This is a genomic window from Streptomyces sp. NPDC002467 (assembly GCF_042889825.1).
GTDB lineage: Bacteria > Actinomycetota > Actinomycetes > Streptomycetales > Streptomycetaceae > Streptomyces.
Genome location: NZ_JBIARJ010000039.1, coordinates 1 through 20,919, shown reverse-complemented (window position 1 = coordinate 20,919; position 20,919 = coordinate 1). Strand labels below are relative to the sequence as shown.

The following is a 20,919-nucleotide window of genomic DNA, read 5'->3' as shown; positions in this document are numbered from 1 at the left end:
GCCTCAAACGCCGGCGGGGCTGGGAATCCCAGCCCCGCCGGCGTTTGAGGCGCGGGGTCCGGGGCGGAGCCCCGGGAAACGGTGAAAGGGCGGGGCGGGGACGGCTCCGCGCAGCGGCTCCCGCACCCGCCCCGGGGCTACAGGGCTACGCCCAGCAGCGCGTCCACCGTGCGGGAGACCAGGCCGGGGGCCGATTCGTCGTCGCCGTCGGTGGCGTTCTGGGCGTCCACCCAGCGGTCCACCGCCGCCAGCGCGGCAGGGGCGTCCAGGTCGTTGGAGAGGGCCTCGCGGACTTCCTCGACGAGGGCGTCGGCCGGGATGCCGTCCGGGCGGGACACGGCCGCGCGCCAGCGCTCCAGGCGGGCCACCGCCTCGGCGAGGACCTCGTCCGTCCACTCCCAGTCGGCCCGGTAGTGGTGGGACAGGAGCGCCAGGCGGATCGCCGCCGGGTCGACCCCGGCGCGGCGCAGCGCGGAGACGAAGACCAGGTTGCCCTTCGACTTCGACATCTTCTCGCCGTGCAGGGCGACCATGCCCGCGTGCACGTACGCCTTGGCCATCGGGAACTCGCCCGTCAGGACCTGCGCGTGCGAGGCGCCCATCTCGTGGTGCGGGAACGCCAGGTCGGATCCGCCGCCCTGGATGTCGAAGCCCATGCCCAGGTGGTCCAGGGCGATGGCGACGCACTCGATGTGCCAGCCCGGCCGGCCGCGGCCCAGCGAGCCGCCGTCCCAGCTCGGCTCGCCCGGTCGTGCGGCCATCCACAGCATCGGGTCGAGCGGGTTCTTCTTGCCGGGGCGGTCGGGGTCGCCGCCGCGTTCCGCGGACAGGAGCCGCATGGCTTCGGCGTCGAGGTTGGAGACCTTGCCGAAGTTCGCGTCGGACTCCACCGAGAAGTAGACGTCGCCGTCCAGCTCGTACGCCGCGCCGGCGTCCCGCAGCCGCTCCACGAGCGGCACGATGCCCGGTATGGCCTCGACGGCGCCGATGTAGTGCTGCGGGGGCAGCATCCGCAGGGCGGTCATGTCCTCGCGGAAGAGGGCCGTCTCGCGTTCGGCGAGCTCGGTCCAGTCGTGGCCGTCGCGCAGCGCCCGCTCCAGGAGCGGGTCGTCCACGTCCGTGACGTTCTGGACGTAGTGGACCTGCCGCTTGGTGTCGAGCCACACGCGCTGTACGAGGTCGAACGCGTTGTAGGTCGCCGCGTGACCGATGTGGGTCGCGTCGTACGGGGTGATGCCGCAGACGTAGATACGGGCGACGGGACCGGGGGCGAGGGTGATCGTCCCCTGGGTCGCGGTGTCGTGGATCTGGAGGTCGCGGCCCTTGCCGGGCAGGGCGGGGACCTCAGAAGCGGGCCAGGCATGCATGTGTCGAGCCTAACCGGACGGGTGTTCCTTAAACGAACCGGACCTGCACTGTTGTCTTGATCGGCACTCTTGCGGTCTGGCCGGTTCTGTGCGTGTCGTACTGGCCGGTTCGCACCGGTGGCTCAGACCGGTGGCCAGGGGATCGACGGCCACTGCCCGGAGGGCTCGGGGTGGATCCCGGTGCGCAGCAGCCGTGCCACCCGTTCCCGTACGGCGGCCAGCTCGACGGGTGTGATCAGTTCGGCCAGCCGGGTGGCGAGGGGCTCTCCCTCGGCGAGCCGGGCGGTGAGATCGGTCAGGACCTCGCGGGCCTCGTCGGTCAGCGGCTCCCCCGCCCACCCCCACAGGAGGGTGCGCAGCTTGTCCTCCGTGTGGAAGCTCACGCCGTGGTCGATGCCGTAGAGCCGTCCGTCGGGCGCGGGCAGCAGGTGGCCGCCCTTGCGGTCGCCGTTGTTGATCACGGCGTCGAGTACGGAGAGGCGGCGCAGCCTGGGGTCGTCGGCGTGGACGAGCAGGGCGGTGCGGCCCTCTCCGACGTCGGCGAGGGCGACGGGCTTCCAGCCCTCCCCCGCTTCCTCGCCGTCGACGAGGGCGAGGAGCCCGGCTGCCGGGTCGTCCTCCCCGGCCGCCTCGATCCAGTGCTGGACCATGCCCTCGCCGTAGGGGCCGTCGCGCAGCACGGTGGTGGGCACCAGTCCCCAGCCGGTGGCCTCGGAGACCAGGTAGGCGGCGACCTCGCGCTGGGCGAGGTTGCCGTCGGGGAAGTCCCACAGGGGCCGCTCCCCCTTGACCGGCTTGTACACGCAGTCGGTGCTCTCGCCCTCGTACGTGACGGTGCACAGCAGGACGGCGTTGGACGCCTCCCTGATCCGGCCGACGACGCTCAGCTCACCCTTGGCGAGCCGTTCCTCCAGTTCCCCCGTCGCGTTCACGCCTGGCGCCGGTAGCCGTTCTGGCGCGGGCACACGTGGCCCTCCGGGTCGAGCGGGAGGCTGCACAGCGGGCACGGCGGGCGGCCGGCGTTGACGACGTCCAGGGCCCGCTTGGCGAAGGCGCGGGCCTGGGCGCCGGTGAGTCGGACCCGCAGCATGGGCGGGCCGTTCTCCTCGTCCTGGAGCAGCCGCTCCTCGGCCTCGGCCAGGTCCTCGTCGGAGTCGGCGTCGAGTTCGACGAGGGCCTGGGCCTCGACGATCATCCGCTGTTCCTCGCCGTCCCAGGCCAGGGCCATGGTGCCGACGCGGAACTCCTCCTCGACGGGCACGTCCAGGGGTGCGGTGTCGGTGGCCTCGGCGGGGGCGACGGCCGGGACCGGGGCATTGCCCCCGGTGCGCCGCACGACCTCGTCCAGCAGCTCGTCCATCCGCTCGGCGAGCGCCGCGACCTGGGTCTTCTCCAGGGAGACGCTGGTGACGCGGGGGCCGGCGGAGGCCTGCAGGAAGAACGTACGGCGTCCCGGCAGACCGACCGTGCCGGCCACGAAGCGGTCCGGCGGGTCGTAGAGGAACACCTGACGGGGCACGTCCAGTCTCCAAGTCTCGGCGGCAGGGGGTGCTCTGCGCGTGGCTGTGGCTCTTTGTTATGGCCAGTCCACCCTACTGCGCCGTTCGATCACGCCGCGCCCGCGCCGCCGCCCACGACGGCGTTCCCGGCGTCCTCGGCGGCCTTGTCCGCGGTCCGGGCCTGGTCTCCGGGTACGAGCGAGCCGAAGTCCCCGGTGTCGCCGAGCCGGAACACGAAGGGGCGGGTCGGCGTGTAGCGGATGGCCGTGATCGAGCAGGGGTCGACGTGGATGCGCTGGAAGAGGTCCAGGTGCATGCCGAGGGCGTCGGCGACAAGGGACTTGATGATGTCGCCGTGCGAGCACATGAGGTAGACGGCGTCGGCCCCGTGCTCCTGCTCGACGCGCGCGTTCCATTCCCGTACGGCTTCCACCGCGCGGGCCTGCATGGCGCGCATGGACTCGCCGCCGGGGAAGGCGGCCGCCGACGGGTGCTGCTGGACGATCTTCATCAGGGGTTCGTCGGCGAGTTCGGAGAGTTTGCGGCCCGACCAGTCGCCGTAGTGGCATTCGCCGATGCGCTCGTCGGTGTGCAGTTCCAGCTCGGGTCGGGCGGCCAGGAGCGGCGCGAGGGTTTCGCGGCAGCGTTGCAGCGGGCTGGTGACGGCGGCGGCGAGGGGCACGCCGACCAGTCGTCCGGGCAGCTTGGCGGCCTGTTCGGCGCCGCGCTCGTCGAGGGCGACTCCCGGAGTCCATCCGGCGAGCAACCCGGCGGTGTTGGCGGTGGACCGCCCGTGTCGTACGAGGATCAGCGTGGCCATGGGGTACAGCCTAGGCCCGCCCGGAAAGGCGCTGCGCGGTGAGGTGGGAGTGCGGGCGGGCCGTGGGCAGGGAAGAATGCCCCGGGTGATTGTGGACTGCGCGATTTACAGGTCCGGTGCCCGGGCCGAGGGGCCCGCGGATTTCTCCGATGCCCTCGACGAGGCGAGGGCGACCGGTGACGCCTTCCTGTGGCTGGGCCTGCACGAGCCGACGGAGAAGGAATTCGACCACGTCCGCGAGGAGTTCGGGCTGCACCCGCTGGCGGTGGAGGACGCGCTGACCGCGCACCAGCGCCCGAAGCTGGAGGTGTACGACGATTCGCTGTTCGTCGTCCTCAAGCCGGTGCTGTACGACGAGGACACCGACACGGTGACGGCGGGCGAGCTGATGGTGTTCATCGGCGACTCGTTCGTGGTCACGGTCCGGCACGGCGAGGGCGCCCCGCTGGCCGCCGTGCGCCGCCGGCTGGAGCACGAGCCGGAGGTGCTGCGGCACGGTCCGACGGCCGTGTTGTACGCGGTGTCCGACGCGGTGGTCGACCACTACATCGAGGTGGCGGCCGAGCTCCAGGCGGACCTGGAGGAGCTGGAGGCCGACGTGTTCGCGCCGAACGCGTCGGACACCAAGAACACCGCCGCCCGGATCTACGGCTTCAAGCGGCAGGTCCTGGAGTTCCGCCGGGCGACGAGCCCGCTGCTCCAGCCGATGGACCGGCTCGCGTTCGGGGACGTGCCCTTCGTCCACGACCACGCGCAGCCGTTCTTCCGCGACGTCGCGGACCACCTGACCAAGGCGAACGAGTACATCGAGGGGCTGGACCGGCTGCTGTCGGACGCTCTGGCGGCGCATCTGGCGCAGATGGGGGTCCGGCAGAACGACGACATGCGCAAGATCTCGGCCTGGGCGGCGATGGCGGCCGTCCCCACGATGGTGGCGGGGATCTACGGGATGAACTTCGACGACATGCCGGAGCTGAAGCAGACCTGGGGCTATCCCGCGGTGCTGGCGGTCATGGTGGGGGCGTGCCTGGGCCTGCACCGGATGTTCAAGCGCCGCGGCTGGCTGTAGCCCGTCGGGGCGGGGCCGGTTCAGGCGAACTCGGGGGCGGCCGTCGGCGCTCCTCCCAGCGCGTCGCGTCGTTCGGGCATGTGCAGGCCGAACGCCCGGTGCCAGCCGCTGAAGCGCTCGTACGCGTGCACGCCCCGGATGCCGGCGGCGAACGCGGCCGTCTTGGGGGCGGGCCAGTTCAGCAGGCGTCCCATGTGGCCCATGACGGCGAGGCTGACGTCGCGGTAGACGCGGATCTCCACGAGCGCGCTGTCGCGCAGCACCCGCCGGATGGTGGGGCCGTGTCCCTGACGGGCCAGGCGCAGCAACTCCTCGTGGCAGTAGGCGAGGTGGTTGTCCTCGTCGTTGCTGATCATGCGGACGGCCCTGCCGAGCTCGGGGTGGTCGCCGAAGTCCTTGACGAGCCTGTCCATCTGGTCGGCGGCGCGCTGCTCGGTGACACGGCTGTGCGCGAGGTAGACGACGACGTCCAGCTCGCTGAGGGGCTCGTCCCGGCGGAGCTTCTCGTGGGCGAGGCCGATGCCGGCGCGTTCCAGCAGCATCGTGTAGTCGGTCTCGGGCGGGACGGGGACGGGCCGCAGGCCGCGTTTGCGCAGCAGCGCGTCGAAGATCCGTCCGTGCTTGTCCTCGTCGGCGCCGTGCCGGGTGATCTTGGGCGCGAGGTGGCGCATGGAGTCGGGGACCAGGGCCGCGATGCGGCCGTTCTCCCAGCCGCCCTGGGCCTCCCCGCTGGCGGCGATGGAGCAGAACAGCTGGAAGGTTTCGTCGTTGTCGACGATCTCCTGGAACACGCTGCGGGCAGAGAGCATGCATCGAGTCAAACCCCGGTCGCGGGGGCGGGCAACCGAGGGCTCGCCGCGCTCGTCCGAATGAACGAAACGAGGCCGTTGCCCGGGGTGCGTAACCCGGGGGGCGCCCGGCGCGTTGTTGGCTGTGTCGGCCGTGGCGGGGAAGACCCCCCGAGCCCCCACCACGGCCGCAGACTTCGCGGGTCAGGCCAGTCCGGCCCGCTCCATGGCCTCGGTGCCGGCGCGCAGGGCGGCGATCCGCTCGTCCAGGGTGAAGCCGGCCGGGGCGAGGGTGAGGGTGGTGACCCCGGCCTCCGCGTAGGCCCGCATCCCGTCCGCGATCCGCTCGACCGGGCCGAGCAGGGTGGTCGAGTCGATCAGCGAGTGCGGGACGGCGGCGGCGGCCCCGGTCTTGTCGCCCGCCAGGTACTTGTCCTGGATCTCGGCGGCTTCCTTCTCGTAGCCCATGCGCTGGGCGAGCTGGTTGTAGAAGTTCTGCTTGCGGCTTCCCATGCCGCCGACGTACAGGGCGGTGTAGGGGCGGAACATGTCGGCGAGCGCGTTCACGTCCTCGCCGAGGGCCAGCGGCACGGTCGGGCAGACGTCGAAGCCGTCCATGGTCAGCCCGGCCTTCTCGCGCCCGGCGCGGATGTGGCGCAGGGCCGTCTCCTCCAGGTGGTCGGCGGCCGGGAAGATCAGCAGGGCGCCGTCGGCGATCTCGCCGGTCTGCTCCAGGTTCTTCGGGCCGATCGCGGCGATGTAGAGCGGGATGTGTTCGCGCTCGGGGTGCACGGTCAGCTTGATGGGCTTGCCGGGGCCGCCGGGCAGCGGCAGGGTCCAGTGCTCGCCGTCGTAGCTGAGGCGCTCGCGGGTCATGGCCTTGCGGACGATCTCGACGTACTCGCGGGTGCGCGCGAGGGGCTTGTCGAACTTGACGCCGTACCAGCCTTCGGAGACCTGCGGGCCGGAGACGCCGAGGCCGAGGCGGAAGCGGCCCTTGGTGAGGGAGTCGAGGGTGGCCGCGGTCATGGCGGTCATGGCCGGCTGACGGGCCGGGATCTGCATGATCGCCGAGCCGACGTCGATGCGTTCGGTCTGGGCCGCGACCCAGGCCAGCACGGTCGGGGCGTCCGAGCCGTAGGCCTCGGCGGCCCAGCAGACGTCGTAGCCGAGGCGGTCGGCCTCCTGGGCGACGGCGAGGTTGTCGGCGTCCATGCCCGCACCCCAGTAGCCGAGATTGATGCCGAGCCGCATAAGTCGTCCCCTTACCGGTTTACCGATCAGTAACGTGTATGTGCGGGGACTGTAGCGCGCCCGGGTCCCATTCGTCAGCGCCCCAGTAGTCTCAGCGCTCATGGAGCAGAGGCATCTCGGCCGCACCGGACTGCGCGTCTCCCGGATCGGGCTCGGCACCCTCACCTGGGGTCGCGACACCGGCGAGGAGGCCGCCGCCGAGCAGATGAAGACGTTCTGGGACGCGGGCGGCACGCTCGTGGACACGGCGGACGTGTACGGCGGCGGGGAGGCGGAGTACCTCCTCGGGCAGTTGGTGGGCGGGCTGATCCCACGCCGGGACGTGGTGATCGCGACGAAGGCGGGCAGCGTGCCCGAACGGCAGCGGCGCTTCGACGGCTCGCGCGGGCACCTCCTGGCCGCGCTCGACGCCTCGCTGGACCGGCTCGGCACCGATTACGTCGACCTCTGGCAGGTCCACGCGTTCGACCCGGCGACGCCTCTGGAGGAGACCCTGCACGCGGTGGACCTGGCGGTCAGCAGCGGACGGGCCCGCTACGCGGGGGTGTCCAACTTCAGCGGCTGGCAGCTCGCGAAGGCGGCGACCTGGCAGCTGGCGGCACCGGGCGGGCGTACGCGCCTCGCCTCGACGCAGATGGAGTACTCCCTCCTCCAGCGGGGCGTGGAGCGCGAGGTGCTCCCGGCGGCCCTGGACCTGGGAGTCGGCCTCCTCCCGTCCTCCCCCCTGGGGCGCGGGGTCCTGACGGGGAAGTACCGCTCCGGCGTCGTCCCGGCGGACTCGCGGGGCGGGTCGGAGTCCCTGGCCGCGTTCGTGGCCCCGTACCTGGACGAGGCGGCGGGCCGGATCGTGGACGCGGTCGCGACGGCGGCCCACGGCCTGGCCGTCACCCCGCTCCAGGTGGCGCTGGCGTGGGTCCGCGACCGGCCGGGGGTGGTCGCGCCGATCGTCGGGGCGCGGACGTCTTCGCAGCTCGCGGAGGCATTGTCGGTGGAGACCCTTACCCTTCCCGAGGAGATCTGCCGGGCGCTGGACGACGTCTCAGCACCCGTGCACCGCTACCCCGATCAGGACTGGAGCACCCTGTGAGCACGGACCACCACGCCGACCCCGCTGACGCCGGGCCCGCTGACGCGGAAGACCCCGCGACCGACGGCCCGCACCCCGGCGCCGACGGGCGGGAGGCCGGTGCCGCTGGGCCGGAGGGCGGTGCCGAGCTCCACGGCGAAGCCGAGGGCGGTGGGTCGGAGGGCGTTGGCGGCGGCGCGGCCGACCACGGTGGGTCGCAGGCCGGGGGGCCGGGGGCGGAGCCCCCGGTTTCGGGAAGGGGCGGGGTGGGGGAAAGCCCCGCAGGGCCCACCCCGGACCCCGACGCCGAGGACCTGACCACCGCAACCGCCGCACCCGCCGAGCCCGACTCCGACGAGCCGCAGGACTCGGACGGCGCCGACGGCGAGGCAGAGGACGGCACGGGCACCGAGACGGCGGCGGGCGGCGAGGCCGCGGCGGCGCCCGAGTTGAGTGAGGCGCAAGCCGAACTGGCCGCGCAGAAGGTCGAGCGCGAGCGCATCGCCCGCCGCAAGGCCGAGCGCGCCGGCCCCGTGGACGCGGGGGCCAAGCTCAGCGGCAAGGCCGCCGACCTGCTGGCCGCCGTACGGGCCGTGGAGAGCGGCGCCAAGGCGCCGGGCGGGACCGTGTACTTCGACGAGGGTCAGGGCGCGGACGCCCCGCGGAAGGCGGCGCCCGCCCCCACCCGCCCCCAGCGGCCCGCACCCGCACCGGCCCCCGCGGCCACCCCCGGCGACGTGGAGGCCGTACGGGCCGTGCTGGCCCGCGGCGGTGCCCCGGAGGCGCTGGCCGCCCCCGCGGCGACCGCGCTCGGGGACGGCGCCGCCGAGCAGCTCGCCGAGAACCCCTGGCGGCTGCTGGCCGTGGCCGCCGTCCGCCCGACCCAGGCGGACGGCTTCGCCCGCGCCCTGCTGGGCCCCGAGGCCGGCCCCGCCGACGAGCGCCGCACCACCGCCCTGGTGGGCTGGCTGCTGGCGCAGGCCGGGCTGAAGGGGCACACCGCGCTGGAGGCCCCGGTGTTGGAGAAGGCCCTGGTCCAGTACGGGGTGCCGGATCCCGCCGAGGCCTTGGAGCAGGCCATCGCCGAGGGCTCGGTACTGGTCTTCCACGAGCCCCTCGGGCCGCCCGCGCAGGAGGGCGAGGAGCAGCCCGTGCGCGTGCTCGTGGGCCTGGAGGGTTCCGCCATGGCCGAGGAGAGCCTCGCCGACGGCCTGGCCCGGCTGGCCAACACCTTCGACGGCCCGACCGACTGGGACGGCTCGGAGCTGATCCGCGCCGTCGCGGGCCACGGCCTGGTCGCCCACACCGGAGGCGAGGCCGCCCGCGCCGAACCCCTCGCCCTGCTGGCGGCGGCCCGCGAACTGGGCCTGCGCGCCTGCCTCGCCGCGCACGCGCCCACCCCTGACGGCGTCACCGTCACCGGGCTGCTGTCGGGCGCGGAGGGGCCCGGCCGGGACGCGGACGGGCAGTTCGCGCTGGACCTCCTGATCGTCCTGGACGCACCGCAGTTGGACGTGGAGACGGCGGCCGCGCTGGTGGAGTCCGTCCCCGACGGGGCCCGGCTGGTGCTGTCCGGCGATCCCGCGGTACTCGGGTCGGCGGGCGCCGGGCGGGTGTTCGCCGATCTGCTGGCGGCCCGGTTCTGCCCCCAGGTGGTCTCCCGCGTGCCCGACCCGGGTCCCCTCGGCGAGCTGGTCTCCGGGATCGGCGTCGGCGAGCTGACCCAGGTCGACGCCCCCGGCAAGGAGGTCGTCATCGTCCCGGTGCGCGACGCCGGGGAGGCCGTGCACCGGGCCGTCCAGCTGGTGGCCGAGTCCGTGCCGCGGGCGTTCGGGATCCCCGACGACAGCGTGCAGGTGATCACCCCGGGCCACGGCGGCTCCGCGGGGACCCGGGCGCTGAACGCGGCGCTGAAGGAGCGGCTGAACCCGGGCCCCGGCCGGTTCGGCGGCTTCGACCCGGGCGACCGGGTCGTCCACGTGCCCTCGCCCGGGCGGGCCCTGCCGGCCCGGGTGGTGTCGGCCGACGCGGCGGGCCTGCACCTGGACCGGGCGGGCGCGCGGGTCGTCGTACCGAAGGAGCTCGTCGAGTCGCAGGTGCGGCACGGCTGGGCGGTGACGGCGCACCAGGCCGTGGGGGCCCGCTGGCCCGCGGTGGTCGTCGTACTGCCGGGTGACGCGGCGCAGGCGCTGTCGCGGGACTGGGTGTACACGGCGTTCGGACGTGCCGAGCGGCACCTGTCGGTCGTGCACGGCGTGGACCAGGCGTTGCCCCGGGCGGTCGCGGAGGTGCTGCCGAAGCCGCGTACGACGCGTCTGACGGGCCTGCTGGCGGCCCTCGCGGCGGCCGCGGCGCAGCAGCCGGAGTAGAGCCGGAACGGCCGGAGGCCGTGGCACCGGCCCTGCGGGCGTGGTGCCACGGCCTCCGGTGCGGACCGAGCGGGGTTCGAGCGAGGGTCGAGCGGGGGTCGGGCCCGCGTCAGGCAGGGGTCAGCCCCGGCTCCTCGTCCTCGTCGAACTCGTCCAGTTCCTCGTCGAAGACGGAGCTGACGTCGAACCGGTGCAGGACGTCCTCCGCGTCCGTGTGCCCGAAGGGCGAGGCCAGCCACTCCCCCGGCTCGGCCATCTCCTCGGAGGCCGCGATCCAGAGCGTGGAATCGCCTTCCTCGAGCCCGAACTCCTTGTAGCGGGAGGCGATCTCGTCGGGCTCGTACTCCCCGAAGAGCACGCCCAGCGCGCCGGCGGTGCCGCCGTGGACGAGCTCGGCGTCGCGGTCGTGCGCGGCGACCCGTTCGGCCTGCGCGATCAGCCGCGGCGGTTCGACGACGGCGTAGTCACGGCGGATGAGCACGCTGAACGCGGCGGGCTCGGCGGGCCCGCTGTACGGGACCCCGTCCTCGGGGGTGGGGATCTCGAAGGGGGTGACCTCGTCGTAGCGGTCGTAGAGGAGTTCGTCGTACTCCTCGGCGGCGGCGGCGAGTTCGTTGAAGGCGGCGTAGACGGCCGGGTCCTCGTCCCCGGTCCTGCGCTCGACCGCGGCGAGGTGACGGTCGAGGGCGGCCTTGACCGCCTCGGCGGCGGCACGTACCTCGGCAACAGTGGGCAGAGCGGCATCAGACATAGGGCAGACGCTATCCGTAGCAGGCCTCTGCCCGCACAATAGATACCGATGCCGGAATACGAATTTGTCGACGTGTACGTGCCTCGCGGGGTCCCCCGCAAAGAGGCGACCCGCCTGCTGACCGACCATGCCGAGTACGGGAACTGGGAGCTCGACCGGCTGACCCTGCACCGGGACGGCAGCCGCCGCGTGCGGCTGCGCCGCCGGATCATCCGACAGGTCCGCGCGACCTGGTGACGTGGTGTGACGCGGGCCCCGGCGTCGGGGCCCGCGTCCTGATCATCCGTCAGGCGGCGTTGCGGACGCGGCGGTAGAGCACGCTGCCGGCCAGGAGCAGCCCGCCGGCGAGCGGGAGTCCGGCGGTGAGGACGTCACCGGTGCCGGTGGCGGCCAGTCCCGTCCCCGGCGGTGTGGCGGGGGTCACGGGCCCCCCTGGCGCGGCGTCGCCGCCGGAGCCGCCGGAGCCGGGCGTCCCCGGGCCGCCCGGCTGACCCGGAGTGCCGCCGTTGCCCGGCTGACCCGGCGTACCGGGATTGCCGGGGAGCTGACCACCGGGCGTACCCGGGTTCCCCGGCTGACCCGGAGTGGCCGGGGAACCGGGCTGACCCGGAGTGCCCGGGTTGCCCGGGAGCCGGCCACCAGGTGTACCGGGCGTTCCCGGGTGACCGGGCGTACCCGGGCTCCCCGGTGTACCGGGCTGTCCCGGGTGGTGGCCGCCCGGTGTGCCCGGGTTTCCGGGGGTGCCCGGGTGTCCCGGTGTGCCCGGGCCGCCCGGGTGGCCGCCGGGGCCGTGGTCGTCGTCGCACGGCGGCTCCGACGGCTTCTCCGGGCCCGGCTTCCCGCCGTGGCCCGAGTCGTTGGAACAGTGGTTCCCGAAGGCCGGGTTGAGCAGGCCGACCACGGAGACGGTGTTGCCGCAGATGTTCACCGGTGCGTCCACCGGTGCCTGCACGTTGTTGCCGGACAGCACGCCCGGCGAGTTCGCCGCGTGTCCGGAGGCGCCGGAGTCCGCGTGCGCGTATCCCCCGCCCATCGCGAGGACACCCCCCGCGGCGGCCATGGTGATCAGGGTCTTCCTGGTGGCCTGTGCCGGTCGTCGTCGCATGTGCGCTCGTCCCCTCCTGCGTGTGTTTCGGCCAGGCTCCCCTGCCTGTCGCGCCGAAATCGATATGAGAATCGGGGCCTGAAAGGCCGGTGGCCCCGGAGCGCTGGAATGCGCTCCGGGGCCCAAGACTTCAGACGCGTCAGGCGTTGACGCAGGTGTTGCCGAAGGCCGGGTTCAGCAGGCCGATGACGTTCACCGTGTTACCGCACACGTTCACGGGAACGTGGACGGGGACCTGGAGCACGTTGCCGGACAGGACACCGGGCGAACCGACGGCCGCGCCCTGGGCACCGGCATCGGCGTGGGCCAGGCCCGCACCCGCGAGAACCACAGCACCGGTGGCAGCCGCAGCGGCGACAACCTTCTTGATCATTGTTCCTCCTAGTAGGCAATGCGGTCCCAGCCGCGGACCGCAACACCTGTAACGAGGAGGGATCACCGGGGCTACGAGCGTATGAGCGCATTCACTCTTCTCAGTGGAATCCGCACACCCTCCCGATTCCCCGCCGTCAGGCGTTGTCGATGAATCGGTCGAGCACACGGACACCGAACTTCAGCCCGTCCACCGGCACCCGCTCGTCGACCCCGTGGAACATTCCGGCGAAGTCCAGCTCCGGCGGCAGCTGCAGCGGCGCGAAGCCGAAGCAGCGGATGCCGAGGTCGTCGAAGGACTTGGCGTCCGTACCGCCGGAGAGCATGTACGGGACCGCGCGCGCGATCGGGTCCTCCGCGCGCAGGGCGCCCTGCATGGCGTCCACGAGCCGGCCGTCGAAGTCCGTCTCCAGGGCCTTGTCCCCGTGCACGTCCTCCCGCTTCACGCGCGGGCCGAGGATCCGGTCGAGGTCCGCGAAGAACTCGTCCTCGTAGCCGGGCAGGAAGCGGCCGTCGACGTGCGCGGTGGCCTGGCCGGGGATGACGTTGACCTTGTAGCCGGCGCCGAGCATCGTCGGGGCGGCGGAGTTGCGCAGGGTCGCGCCGACCATCTTGGCGATGCCGCCGAGCTTGGCGAGCGTGGCGTCCATGTCGTCCGGGTCCAGGGGGGTGCCGAGGGCGTCCGAGAGCTCGTCCAGGAAGCTACGCACGGTCTTGGTCACGCGCACCGGCCACTGATGGCGGCCGAGGCGCCCGACGGCCTCGCACAGCTCCGTGATCGCGTTGTCGGTGTTGGTCATGGAGCCGTGGCCCGCGGTGCCCTCCACCGTGAGCCGCATCCAGTGCATGCCCTTCTGGGCGGTCTCCACCAGGTACAGGCGCAGGTTCTCGTTCACGGTGAAGGAGAAGCCGCCGACCTCGCCGATGGCCTCGGTGACCCCCTCGAAGAGCCCCGGGTGCTTGTCGACGAGGTGCCGGGCCCCGTAGATGCCGCCGGCCTCCTCGTCGGCGAGGAAGGCGAGCACGATGTCGCGCGGGGGCTTGCGCCCGCTGCGCATGCGGTCGCGGACGACGGCCAGCGTCATCGCGTCCATGTCCTTCATGTCGACGGCGCCTCGGCCCCACACGCAGCCGTCGGCGATCTCGCCGGCGAAGGGGTCGTACGTCCAGTCGACCGCGTTGGCCGGAACCACGTCGGTGTGCCCGTGGATCAGCAGCGCCGGGCGGGAGGGGTCCTCGCCCTCGATCCGCGCGACCGTGGAGGCGCGCCCCTTGTGCGATTCGAAGATCTGCGGCTCCAGGCCGACCTCGGCGAGCTTCTCCGCGACCCACTCGGCCGCCTTGCGCTCGCCGGGGCCGGAGTGGTCCCCGTAGTTGCTGGTGTCGATCCGGATGAGGTCCCGGCAGAGGTCGACGACCTCGTCCTCGCCCGAGACGGCCCTGCCCGCGTTCGACTCGCTCACGCTGCTTCCTCCCACTGATCGGTACCGAACTGCCCCCATCCTCCCGCTCCGGGCCGCTCTCCCCAAGGGAGATCCCCGGCCACCGGGGGGTGTGATCGAGGACCCCGGAATGTTTGGTAATGTTTTCCACGTCGGAACGGCCCGCGAGGGACGCGAGACAGACACCTTGTCCGGGTGGCGGAATGGCAGACGCGCTAGCTTGAGGTGCTAGTGCCCTTTATCGGGCGTGGGGGTTCAAGTCCCCCCTCGGACACAAGAGCGAGAACCCCACTTCGGTGGGGTTCTTTGCGTTCGCCCCGTGCGGTGTGCGGCACGGCCGGTACGGCATCATGGCCCCTGACCAGCGGACGGGGGTATCGGAGTGGCGCAGGACGGTCCGGGCAACAGCACGGTGATCGGTGGCCGTTACCGGCTTCAGGAGCGGCTGGGCCGGGGTGGCATGGGGACCGTCCGGCGGGCCTCGGACGAGCTGCTCGGGCGGGCCGTGGCCGTCAAGGAGCTCCACGTCGACGCCGGCACCCGGGCCATGGGGGCCCTGCGGGAGGCCCGCGTCGTCGCGCAGATCAGGCATCCGCACGTCGTGGTCGTCCACGACGTCGTGGAGCACGAGGGCGTCGCCCACATCGTCATGGAGCTCGTCGAGGGCGGCTCCCTGGCCGACCGGCTCGCCACTTCCGGGCCGCTGACGCCCCGGGAGACGGCCCGGCTCGGGATCTCGCTGCTGGGCGCCCTCGGCGCGGCGCACGAGCGCGGGGTGCTGCACCGGGACGTGAAGCCGGCCAACGTGCTCATCGAAGCGGGCACGGGCCGGGCGGTGCTGACCGACTTCGGGATCGCCCGGCTCGCCGGGGCGACGACCATCAGCGAGGCCGGGGCCTTCGTCGGATCACCGGAGTACACGGCGCCCGAGCGGATGAAGGGCGCGGAGGCCGGGCCGGCGGCTGATCTGTGGTCGCTGGGCGTCCTGCTGTGCACGGCCGTGACCGGGGAGTCGCCGTTCCACCGGGATTCGATCGGCGGCATCCTGCACGCCGTTGTCTTCGACGAGATCGAGCCGCCCGCCCGGCTGGGGCCGCTGCGCCCGGTCGTCCGCGGCCTGCTGGAGCGCGATCCGGAGCTGCGGCTGGGCGGACCAGAGGCCGTGCGGCTGCTGGAAGCCTGCGCGGCGGGCGAGGGCGTGGACGGGGACGGGGAGGTGCCCGAGCCGGTCGCGGTGGTGGCGTACTCGCCGACCGAGCGGGCCACCCGGCCGGACGCGCCGCTGCCCTCGGAGTCCGCACGGCCCGCGCGGCGCCGGGCGGCGGTGCGCGTGGGGCTGGTCGCGGCGCTGCTCGCGGCGACGGTCGCCGGCACGGTGACCGCGACGCGGCTGCTGGGCGAGGAGCGGGACCCGGGCAAGGGGGCGGCCGGAGCCGCCGCGTCCGCCGGGCCGTCGTTCTTCCCGGTCCCGGCGGCGTCCGGGAACGCGCAGGCCTCGCCCCCGTCGCACCCGGCCACCGGGTCGGTGCGGCCCGCGCCCGCCGGGTACCAGGTCGTGTCCGACGCGCAGGGTTTCAGTCTGGCCGTGCCGACCGGGTACCGGCGCACCACCGACGAGCAGCGGGTGATCTACAGATCGCCGGACGGGTCCGTCCGCATCGGGATCAGGGTGGCCCCGGCGCAGTCCGGCGGACCGCTGGGAGTGATGCGGCGCGCCGACGCCAACGGGGCCCAGACGAACCCCGGGTTGCGTGACAACAAGGTCGTGGCGACGACGCACGACGGGCTCCCGGCGGCCCTGTGGGAGTTCACCTGGGACGGATTCACCCGCGCCGAGGGCGCCCACCACGCCTTCGACCTCTGCTGGGAGCAGGGCGGGGTGCTGTACGACGTGTGGGTGTCGGCACCGGTCGGGCGGGCGGCCGAGGCGCGCGGCCACTTCGACGCCGCGCTGGATTCCTTCGTGCCGGCCCTCCGGGGCGGCGGGCAGCCCTGACGGCGCCGCGCTCGCGCGCGAGGGCCCCGCGTCCGGAAGCGTTCCGGGCGCGGGGCCCTCGGGCGTTTCGCGGGATCAACCGCGGGAGGCCGCGATCTCGGCGACCCGGCGGCGGACCAGGTACCAGCCGCCGACCAGGGCGGCCGCGATCGCGGGGATGCACAGGACGGTGGTGCGGCCCACTCCGCCGTCGCACCACATCAGGACCAGGACCGTGACGAGGAAGACCAGCGTGAGGAGCTGGGTGTAGGGGGCCCAGGGCAGCCGGTAGGCGGGGCGTTCGACGCGGCCCTGCTTCGCCCGGCGCCAGAAGTGCAGCGAGCAGAGCATGACCATGGCCCAGGTGCCGAGGATGCCGAGCGAGGCGAAGTTGAGGACGATCTCGAAGGCGTCCTTGGGCATGTACTTGTTCAGGGCGACGCCGGCCAGGCCGAAGGCGGCGGTGAACAGGACGCCGCCGTAGGGGACCTTGCCCTTGTTCATGCGGGCGGTGAAGCGGGGCGCTGAGCCGGACATGGCCATGGAGCGCAGGATGCGGCCGGTGGAGTAGAGGCCGGAGTTCAGGCTGGAGAGTGCGGCGGTCAGGACGACCAGGTTCATGATGCCCGCGGCGCCGGGGACGCCGAGCTTGTCGAAGACCGTGACGAAGGGGCTCTGGTCGGAGCTGTACTCGGTGTAGGGCAGCAGCAGCGCGAGGAGGACCACGGAGCCGACGTAGAAGAGGCCCACGCGCCACATGATCGAGTTGATCGCCTTCGGCATGATCTTCTCGGGGTTCTCGGTCTCGCCGGCGGCGACTCCGCACAGCTCGACGGAGGCGTACGCGAAGACGACGCCCTGGATGACCAGGAGCATGGGGAGCATCCCGGCGGGGAAGATGCCGCCGTTGTCGGTGATGGAGGCCAGGCCGGGGGTGTGGCCGCCGATGTCGTGGCTGGTGGCGACGAGCCAGATGCCGACGACGAGGAAGACCACCAGGGCGGCGACCTTGACCAGGGAGAACCAGAACTCCATCTCGCCGAAGTACTTCACCGAGTTCAGGTTCGCGGTGAGGACGACGGCGAGGGCGATGAGGGCGAGGACCCACTGGGGGACGTCGGTGAACATCGACCAGAAGTGGGCGTAGGTCGCGGCGGCGGTGATGTCGGCGACGGTGGTGGTCGACCAGTTCAGGAAGTACAGCCAGCCGGCGGTGTAGGCGCCCTTCTCCCCCATGAACTCGCGGGCGTAGGAGACGAAGGCGCCGGAGGAGGGTCGGTACAGGACGAGTTCGCCGAGGGCCCGGACGACGAAGAAGGCGAAGACTCCGCACACCGCGTAGGCGATCGCCAGGGAGGGGCCGGCTCCGGCGAGGCGGCCGCCGGCGCCGAGGAACAGGCCGGTGCCTATCGCTCCGCCGATCGCGATCATGTTGATGTGGCGGGACTTGAGGTCCTTGCTGTAGCCCTCGTCGCCCGCGTCGGTGTGGCGTGCGGACGGCTCGGCGGGGGCCTCGGCCAGGGTGCGGTCGGTCATGTACGACTTCGCCTTCGTGGGGTGGACAGGCAGACCGGGCCGTCGTGCCGGGGAGCTGGGTGGTGTCCCCTGTGCGGCGGTCCGGGTGTTTTGATCGCCCCAGGAGACCATGAGGGTCCGCCGCCCGCCAAAATCGCACCCGTACGCATCGAAGCCCCCGACGACCATGGAAAGGGGTGTCGGAGGCTTCGCGGGCGCTGGAAACCTAGGTTTCCGGGTGTGGTGTCAGCCGCTGTGTCGGCCGTCCGGGGCGGCCTCCGTCGCGGCCTGGTCGAGACGGAAGGCCTCGTTGCCCAGGCCGATGCGGGCGTGCGCCTCGGGGCGGCTGCGGCGCAGCACCAGTCCGTACGCCAGTCCGGCCACGGCGGCGGCGCCGATGATGCCGGGCAGGACCCCGCTGAGGACGGAGCCCTCCTCGGCGCCGACCAGGACGCCGAAGTCCTTGACGGTCCAGACGGCGATGGCGAGCAGGGCGAGACCGGCGGCGCCGGCCGCGACGAGCCGCCAGACCTGGGCGCCGGCGGTGCCGCGGCGGACGAAGAAGGCGATGACGGCGAAGGAGGCGGTGGCCATCAGGAGGGTGATGCCGAGGGCGCCGACGCTGCCCATCCAGGTGAACAGGTGCAGGACGGGCGCGGTGGGGTCGCCGGCCGGCTTGTCGTCGGTGACGGCGAAGGCGATGACGACGAGGACGGAGACGGCGGTCTGCAGGAGGGAACCGGTGCCGGGGGCGCCGGTGCCGGCGTTGGTCCTGCCGAAGGCGGCCGGGAGGAGGCCCTCGCGGCCCATGGCGAAGGCGTAGCGGGCGACCACGTTGTGGAAGCTGAGCATCGCCGCGAACATGCCGGACACGAAGAGGACGTGCAGGACGTCGGTGAAGGCGGTGCCGAGGCGGTCCCCGGTGAGCTGGAAGAGCAGGCCGGGACCGGCCTCGGCGGAGGTCTTGACGACCTCGGAGGGACCGGTGGCGACGGTCAGGGCCCAGGCGCTGAAGGCGAAGAAGAGGGCGACGAAGCCGACGGCGAGGAACATCACGCGGGAGACGACGATGTGCGGCCGGCTGGTCTCCTCGGCGTAGACCGGGGACTGCTCGAAGCCGACGAACGCGGCGATGCAGAAGCAGAGCGCGGTGCCGAGGCCCGCTCCGCCGAGGGTCGCGGGGTCGAAGGCGTGGAGCGAGAGGCCTTCGGCGCCGGGCTTGGCGAGGGCCGAGACGTCGAAGATCACGACGAGGACGCACTCGATGAGGAGCAGGACGCCGAGGACCTTGGCATTGAGGTCGATCTTGAGCCAGCCGAGGGCGCCGGTGACGGCGACCGCCGCCAGGGCGGGGATCCACCAGGCGAGTTCGGTCTCCAGGTAGGTGGCGAAGAGGTTGGACACCTCGAAGCCGAGGATGCCGTAGACGCCGACCTGCATGGCGCTGTAGGCGACGAGGGCGACGAAGGAGGCGCCGGCGCCCGCGGTGGGGCCGAGGCCGCGGGCGATGTAGGCGTAGAAGGCGCCGGCGTTGTGGACGTGCCGGCTCATCTCGGCGTAGCCGATGCCGAAGAGCGCGAGGACGATGCCGAGGATGACGAAGAGGAGCGGCTGTCCGACGATGCCCATGACTCCGAATGTCGTGGGCATGACACCGGCGACGACCATCAGGGGCGCGCTGGCGGCGAGGACGGAGAGCAGCAGCCCGGCGGTGCCGAGCCGGTCGGCGCGCAGGGCGCGGTCCGTCCCTTTGTACGTTCTTATGTCGGCCGGGTCCTGGAGCGTGGTGGAGCTGCCCGTCGGCATGGCAGGTTCCTTTCGGGGGTGGTCGGGGGTGTCTCAGGCGGTGCCGAGGGCGGCGCCGCGCGCGGCGAGGAAGGCCTTGTGCGGGTCGCGGTCCGGATAGGACCACGGGGCCGGGGTCGCGTGCCTCCCGATGCGGAGGAAGAGCGCGGCGGCCTCGGCTGGGCGGCCCTCGCAGAGCTTGGCGTGGGCCAGGTAGTTGAGGTCGACCCGGTTGCGGGGGTGGTCGTCGCGCTCCCATTCCAGCCACCAGTCGAAGGCGGCGCGCAGCACCTGGCGGGCGCGCCGACCGGACCAGTGCTGGGTGGCGCTGCCGAAGGTGTGGCCGTGGGTGGCGGCGAGCACCCGGTAGCGCTCGGCGTGCGCGATGACGGGGAGCACGGCGAGCGGGGAGTCCGCCGGGGCCTCCTCGGCGGCCCAGGCAGCGAAGTCGTAGACCTCGTGGAGCGGGTCGTGGCCGGCGCCGGGGGTGCGTTCGGCGAGCTTGGCGACCATCAGATGGTGGGCGTGGTGGTGTTCGCGGTGGCGCGCGCGGACCTGGTCGAAGTGGCGGCTGAACTCCTCCTCCGCACCGAAGGCGCGGGAGAGGAGGAGCAGCCCGAGCCAGGGCGTGGGGTCCGCGGGGAGCAGGGCGGCGGCGCGGCGGCAGGCCTCCTCGGCGGCGGCCGGGGAGTCCTTGCCGCGCAGGGCCCGGAAGACGGCGGCGCAGGCGAGGAGGGTGGCCGCGTCGGCGCTGCCGGGTTCGGCGAGGAGCCACTCGCGGGCCCAGGCGGTGGCCGCGGGGGTCTCGGCGAGGACGACGACGCGGTGGCCCCGCCGGTCCCAGTCGTCACCGGTGGCGACGAGCAGGGAACGGGCCTTCGCCCAGCGGCCCTGGGTGAACTGCGCGCGCACGTCGACGAGTTCGACGTCACAGAGGGCAGGGTCGAAGAGCTGGGCGTCCCGCTTGCGGGCGCGGCCGAGGGGCGGCGGAGGCGGGGACATCCGCGGGTTTCCCTCCAGGGCGCGGGTGGTCGGGGGATCGTGCCGGTGAGCGAACCGGTGATCACGCACAGCAAAGCGGTAGGCCCGGCTCCGAGTCAAGGTCCAGTCCACTGGGTGGCGTGTTTCAACTGCTTTGTTATGGGTGGCAGTTGGGGTGGTTGTGTCGGTTCGGGGAAGTCCGTGCCGGGTGAGCGGATCGGTCCGGTGGGGCGGGTGGGTGTGCGGGTCGTGTGCGTCTGGCCGAATGGCACGCCCCGCGCCGGCGGCGGGCCGACCCGTGCGACTCCCCCGCGCCGTCGGGGTCGGGCGCCTGGCGGGGCGCCCCCGCAGGGCGTCGAACGCCGGTGCCCACCCGGGCCGTCCCCCGCCCGTACCACCGCACCGTCGGGGTCGGGTGCGCGGCGGGGCGCCCCCGCAGGGCGTCGAACGCCGGTGCCCAGCGGGGCCGGCCCCCGCCCGTACCACCGCACCGTCGGGGTCGGGTGCGCGGCGGGGCGCCCCCGCAGGGCGTCGAACGCCGGCGCTCACCCGGGCCGGCCCCCGCCCGTACCACCGCACCGTCGGGGTCGGGTGCGCGGCGGGGCGCCCCCGCAGGGCGTCGAACGCCGGCGCTCACCCGGGCCGTCCCCCGCCCGTACCACCGCACCGTCGGGGTCGGGTGCGTGGCGGGGCGCCCCCGCAGGGCGTCGAACGCACCACGTCTTGCATGTCCGCTGCCGCTTCCCGTTCGACGCCCGAGG

General features: G+C 73.3%; 19 protein-coding genes and 1 tRNA gene. 6 read left to right on the top strand and 14 right to left on the bottom strand.

Annotation, left to right across the window (positions count from 1 at the left end):
* Positions 1-137: 137 nt before the first annotated feature.
* The 4 genes from mshC to ACFYYJ_RS40975 all read right to left on the bottom strand — a co-directional run bounded on the left by mshC (position 138) and on the right by ACFYYJ_RS40975 (position 3,686).
* Positions 138-1,367: a cysteine--1-D-myo-inosityl 2-amino-2-deoxy-alpha-D-glucopyranoside ligase gene (gene mshC, locus ACFYYJ_RS40990; RefSeq protein WP_385132652.1), complete on the bottom strand. Its 1,230-nt coding sequence runs from the start codon at positions 1,365-1,367 to the stop codon at positions 138-140.
* 122 nt (positions 1,368-1,489) lie between these two features.
* The gene (locus ACFYYJ_RS40985; protein WP_385132650.1) at positions 1,490-2,332 is read right to left on the bottom strand and encodes an SCO1664 family protein; all 843 of its coding nucleotides are present in this window, start codon (positions 2,330-2,332) and stop codon (positions 1,490-1,492) included.
* Positions 2,296-2,886 carry a DUF3090 domain-containing protein gene (locus ACFYYJ_RS40980; protein ID WP_385132647.1) on the bottom strand — a complete coding sequence of 197 codons (591 nt, stop codon included), beginning with the start codon at positions 2,884-2,886 and terminating at the stop codon, positions 2,296-2,298. Before ACFYYJ_RS40980 ends, ACFYYJ_RS40985 begins: the two co-directional genes overlap by 37 nt.
* A gap of 89 nt (positions 2,887-2,975) precedes the next feature.
* Positions 2,976-3,686, bottom strand: a complete 711-nt coding sequence (locus tag ACFYYJ_RS40975) for a histidine phosphatase family protein (protein WP_385132644.1) — start codon at positions 3,684-3,686, stop codon at positions 2,976-2,978.
* Between the two features lie 76 nt (positions 3,687-3,762).
* On the opposite strand from ACFYYJ_RS40975, the gene corA reads away from it, so the two are divergent.
* Positions 3,763-4,755 carry a magnesium/cobalt transporter CorA gene (gene corA / locus ACFYYJ_RS40970; protein ID WP_385132641.1) on the top strand — a complete coding sequence of 331 codons (993 nt, stop codon included), beginning with the start codon at positions 3,763-3,765 and terminating at the stop codon, positions 4,753-4,755.
* A gap of 20 nt (positions 4,756-4,775) precedes the next feature.
* On the opposite strand, the gene ACFYYJ_RS40965 is transcribed toward corA, so the two are convergent.
* A complete protein-coding gene (locus tag ACFYYJ_RS40965) occupies positions 4,776-5,564 on the bottom strand; it encodes a ferritin-like domain-containing protein (RefSeq protein ID WP_389140010.1) in 789 nt (262 codons plus the stop codon).
* A gap of 183 nt (positions 5,565-5,747) precedes the next feature.
* The gene (locus ACFYYJ_RS40960) at positions 5,748-6,797 is read right to left on the bottom strand and encodes an LLM class F420-dependent oxidoreductase (protein WP_385132636.1); all 1,050 of its coding nucleotides are present in this window, start codon (positions 6,795-6,797) and stop codon (positions 5,748-5,750) included.
* A 100-nt stretch (positions 6,798-6,897) separates the two neighbouring features.
* On the opposite strand from ACFYYJ_RS40960, the gene ACFYYJ_RS40955 reads away from it, so the two are divergent.
* Positions 6,898-7,884, top strand: coding sequence for an aldo/keto reductase (locus ACFYYJ_RS40955; protein WP_389140006.1), 987 nt, complete (start codon positions 6,898-6,900; stop codon positions 7,882-7,884).
* On the opposite strand, the gene ACFYYJ_RS40950 is transcribed toward ACFYYJ_RS40955, so the two are convergent.
* Positions 7,863-8,072, bottom strand: coding sequence for a hypothetical protein (locus ACFYYJ_RS40950; protein ID WP_389140003.1), 210 nt, complete (start codon positions 8,070-8,072; stop codon positions 7,863-7,865). The genes ACFYYJ_RS40955 and ACFYYJ_RS40950 overlap by 22 nt on opposite strands.
* A 57-nt stretch (positions 8,073-8,129) precedes the next feature.
* Between ACFYYJ_RS40950 and ACFYYJ_RS40945 the strand changes: the two genes are divergently transcribed.
* Positions 8,130-10,232, top strand: coding sequence for a helix-hairpin-helix domain-containing protein (locus ACFYYJ_RS40945; RefSeq protein ID WP_389140000.1), 2,103 nt, complete (start codon positions 8,130-8,132; stop codon positions 10,230-10,232).
* 109 nt (positions 10,233-10,341) lie between these two features.
* Here ACFYYJ_RS40945 and ACFYYJ_RS40940 read toward each other — a convergent pair whose 3' ends face one another.
* Complete coding sequence (locus ACFYYJ_RS40940; protein WP_376661505.1) at positions 10,342-10,983, bottom strand: hypothetical protein; 642 nt, start codon at positions 10,981-10,983, stop codon at positions 10,342-10,344.
* A 48-nt stretch (positions 10,984-11,031) separates the two neighbouring features.
* On the opposite strand from ACFYYJ_RS40940, the gene ACFYYJ_RS40935 reads away from it, so the two are divergent.
* Entirely contained in the window at positions 11,032-11,220 is a 189-nt protein-coding gene (locus ACFYYJ_RS40935; protein WP_031146791.1) for a DUF5703 family protein, read from the top strand.
* Positions 11,221-11,269: 49 nt separating this feature from the next.
* On the opposite strand, the gene ACFYYJ_RS40930 is transcribed toward ACFYYJ_RS40935, so the two are convergent.
* The 3 genes from ACFYYJ_RS40930 to ACFYYJ_RS40920 all read right to left on the bottom strand — a co-directional run bounded on the left by ACFYYJ_RS40930 (position 11,270) and on the right by ACFYYJ_RS40920 (position 13,923).
* Entirely contained in the window at positions 11,270-12,088 is an 819-nt protein-coding gene (locus ACFYYJ_RS40930) for a chaplin family protein (RefSeq protein ID WP_389139995.1), read from the bottom strand.
* A gap of 139 nt (positions 12,089-12,227) precedes the next feature.
* Entirely contained in the window at positions 12,228-12,461 is a 234-nt protein-coding gene (locus ACFYYJ_RS40925; protein WP_376661507.1) for a chaplin, read from the bottom strand.
* Positions 12,462-12,597: 136 nt separating this feature from the next.
* Positions 12,598-13,923 (bottom strand): M20/M25/M40 family metallo-hydrolase, encoded by a 1,326-nt coding sequence (locus tag ACFYYJ_RS40920; protein ID WP_385132626.1) that lies wholly within the window; start codon positions 13,921-13,923, stop codon positions 12,598-12,600.
* A gap of 168 nt (positions 13,924-14,091) precedes the next feature.
* On the opposite strand from ACFYYJ_RS40920, the gene ACFYYJ_RS40915 reads away from it, so the two are divergent.
* Positions 14,092-14,176, top strand: a tRNA-Leu gene (locus ACFYYJ_RS40915).
* Positions 14,177-14,284: 108 nt separating this feature from the next.
* A complete protein-coding gene (locus tag ACFYYJ_RS40910) occupies positions 14,285-15,898 on the top strand; it encodes a serine/threonine-protein kinase (RefSeq protein WP_389139990.1) in 1,614 nt (537 codons plus the stop codon).
* A gap of 75 nt (positions 15,899-15,973) precedes the next feature.
* Here the strand turns inward: ACFYYJ_RS40910 and ACFYYJ_RS40905 are convergent, their stop codons facing one another.
* The 3 genes from ACFYYJ_RS40905 to ACFYYJ_RS40895 form a co-directional block, all read right to left on the bottom strand.
* On the bottom strand, positions 15,974-17,413 hold the full coding sequence (locus ACFYYJ_RS40905; protein WP_389139987.1) for an amino acid permease: 1,440 nt from the start codon (positions 17,411-17,413) through the stop codon (positions 15,974-15,976).
* 225 nt (positions 17,414-17,638) lie between these two features.
* A complete protein-coding gene (locus ACFYYJ_RS40900; RefSeq protein WP_385364247.1) occupies positions 17,639-19,198 on the bottom strand; it encodes an APC family permease in 1,560 nt (519 codons plus the stop codon).
* 33 nt (positions 19,199-19,231) lie between these two features.
* Positions 19,232-20,179, bottom strand: coding sequence for a hypothetical protein (locus ACFYYJ_RS40895; protein WP_385364249.1), 948 nt, complete (start codon positions 20,177-20,179; stop codon positions 19,232-19,234).
* Between the last annotated feature and the right edge of the window lie 740 nt (positions 20,180-20,919).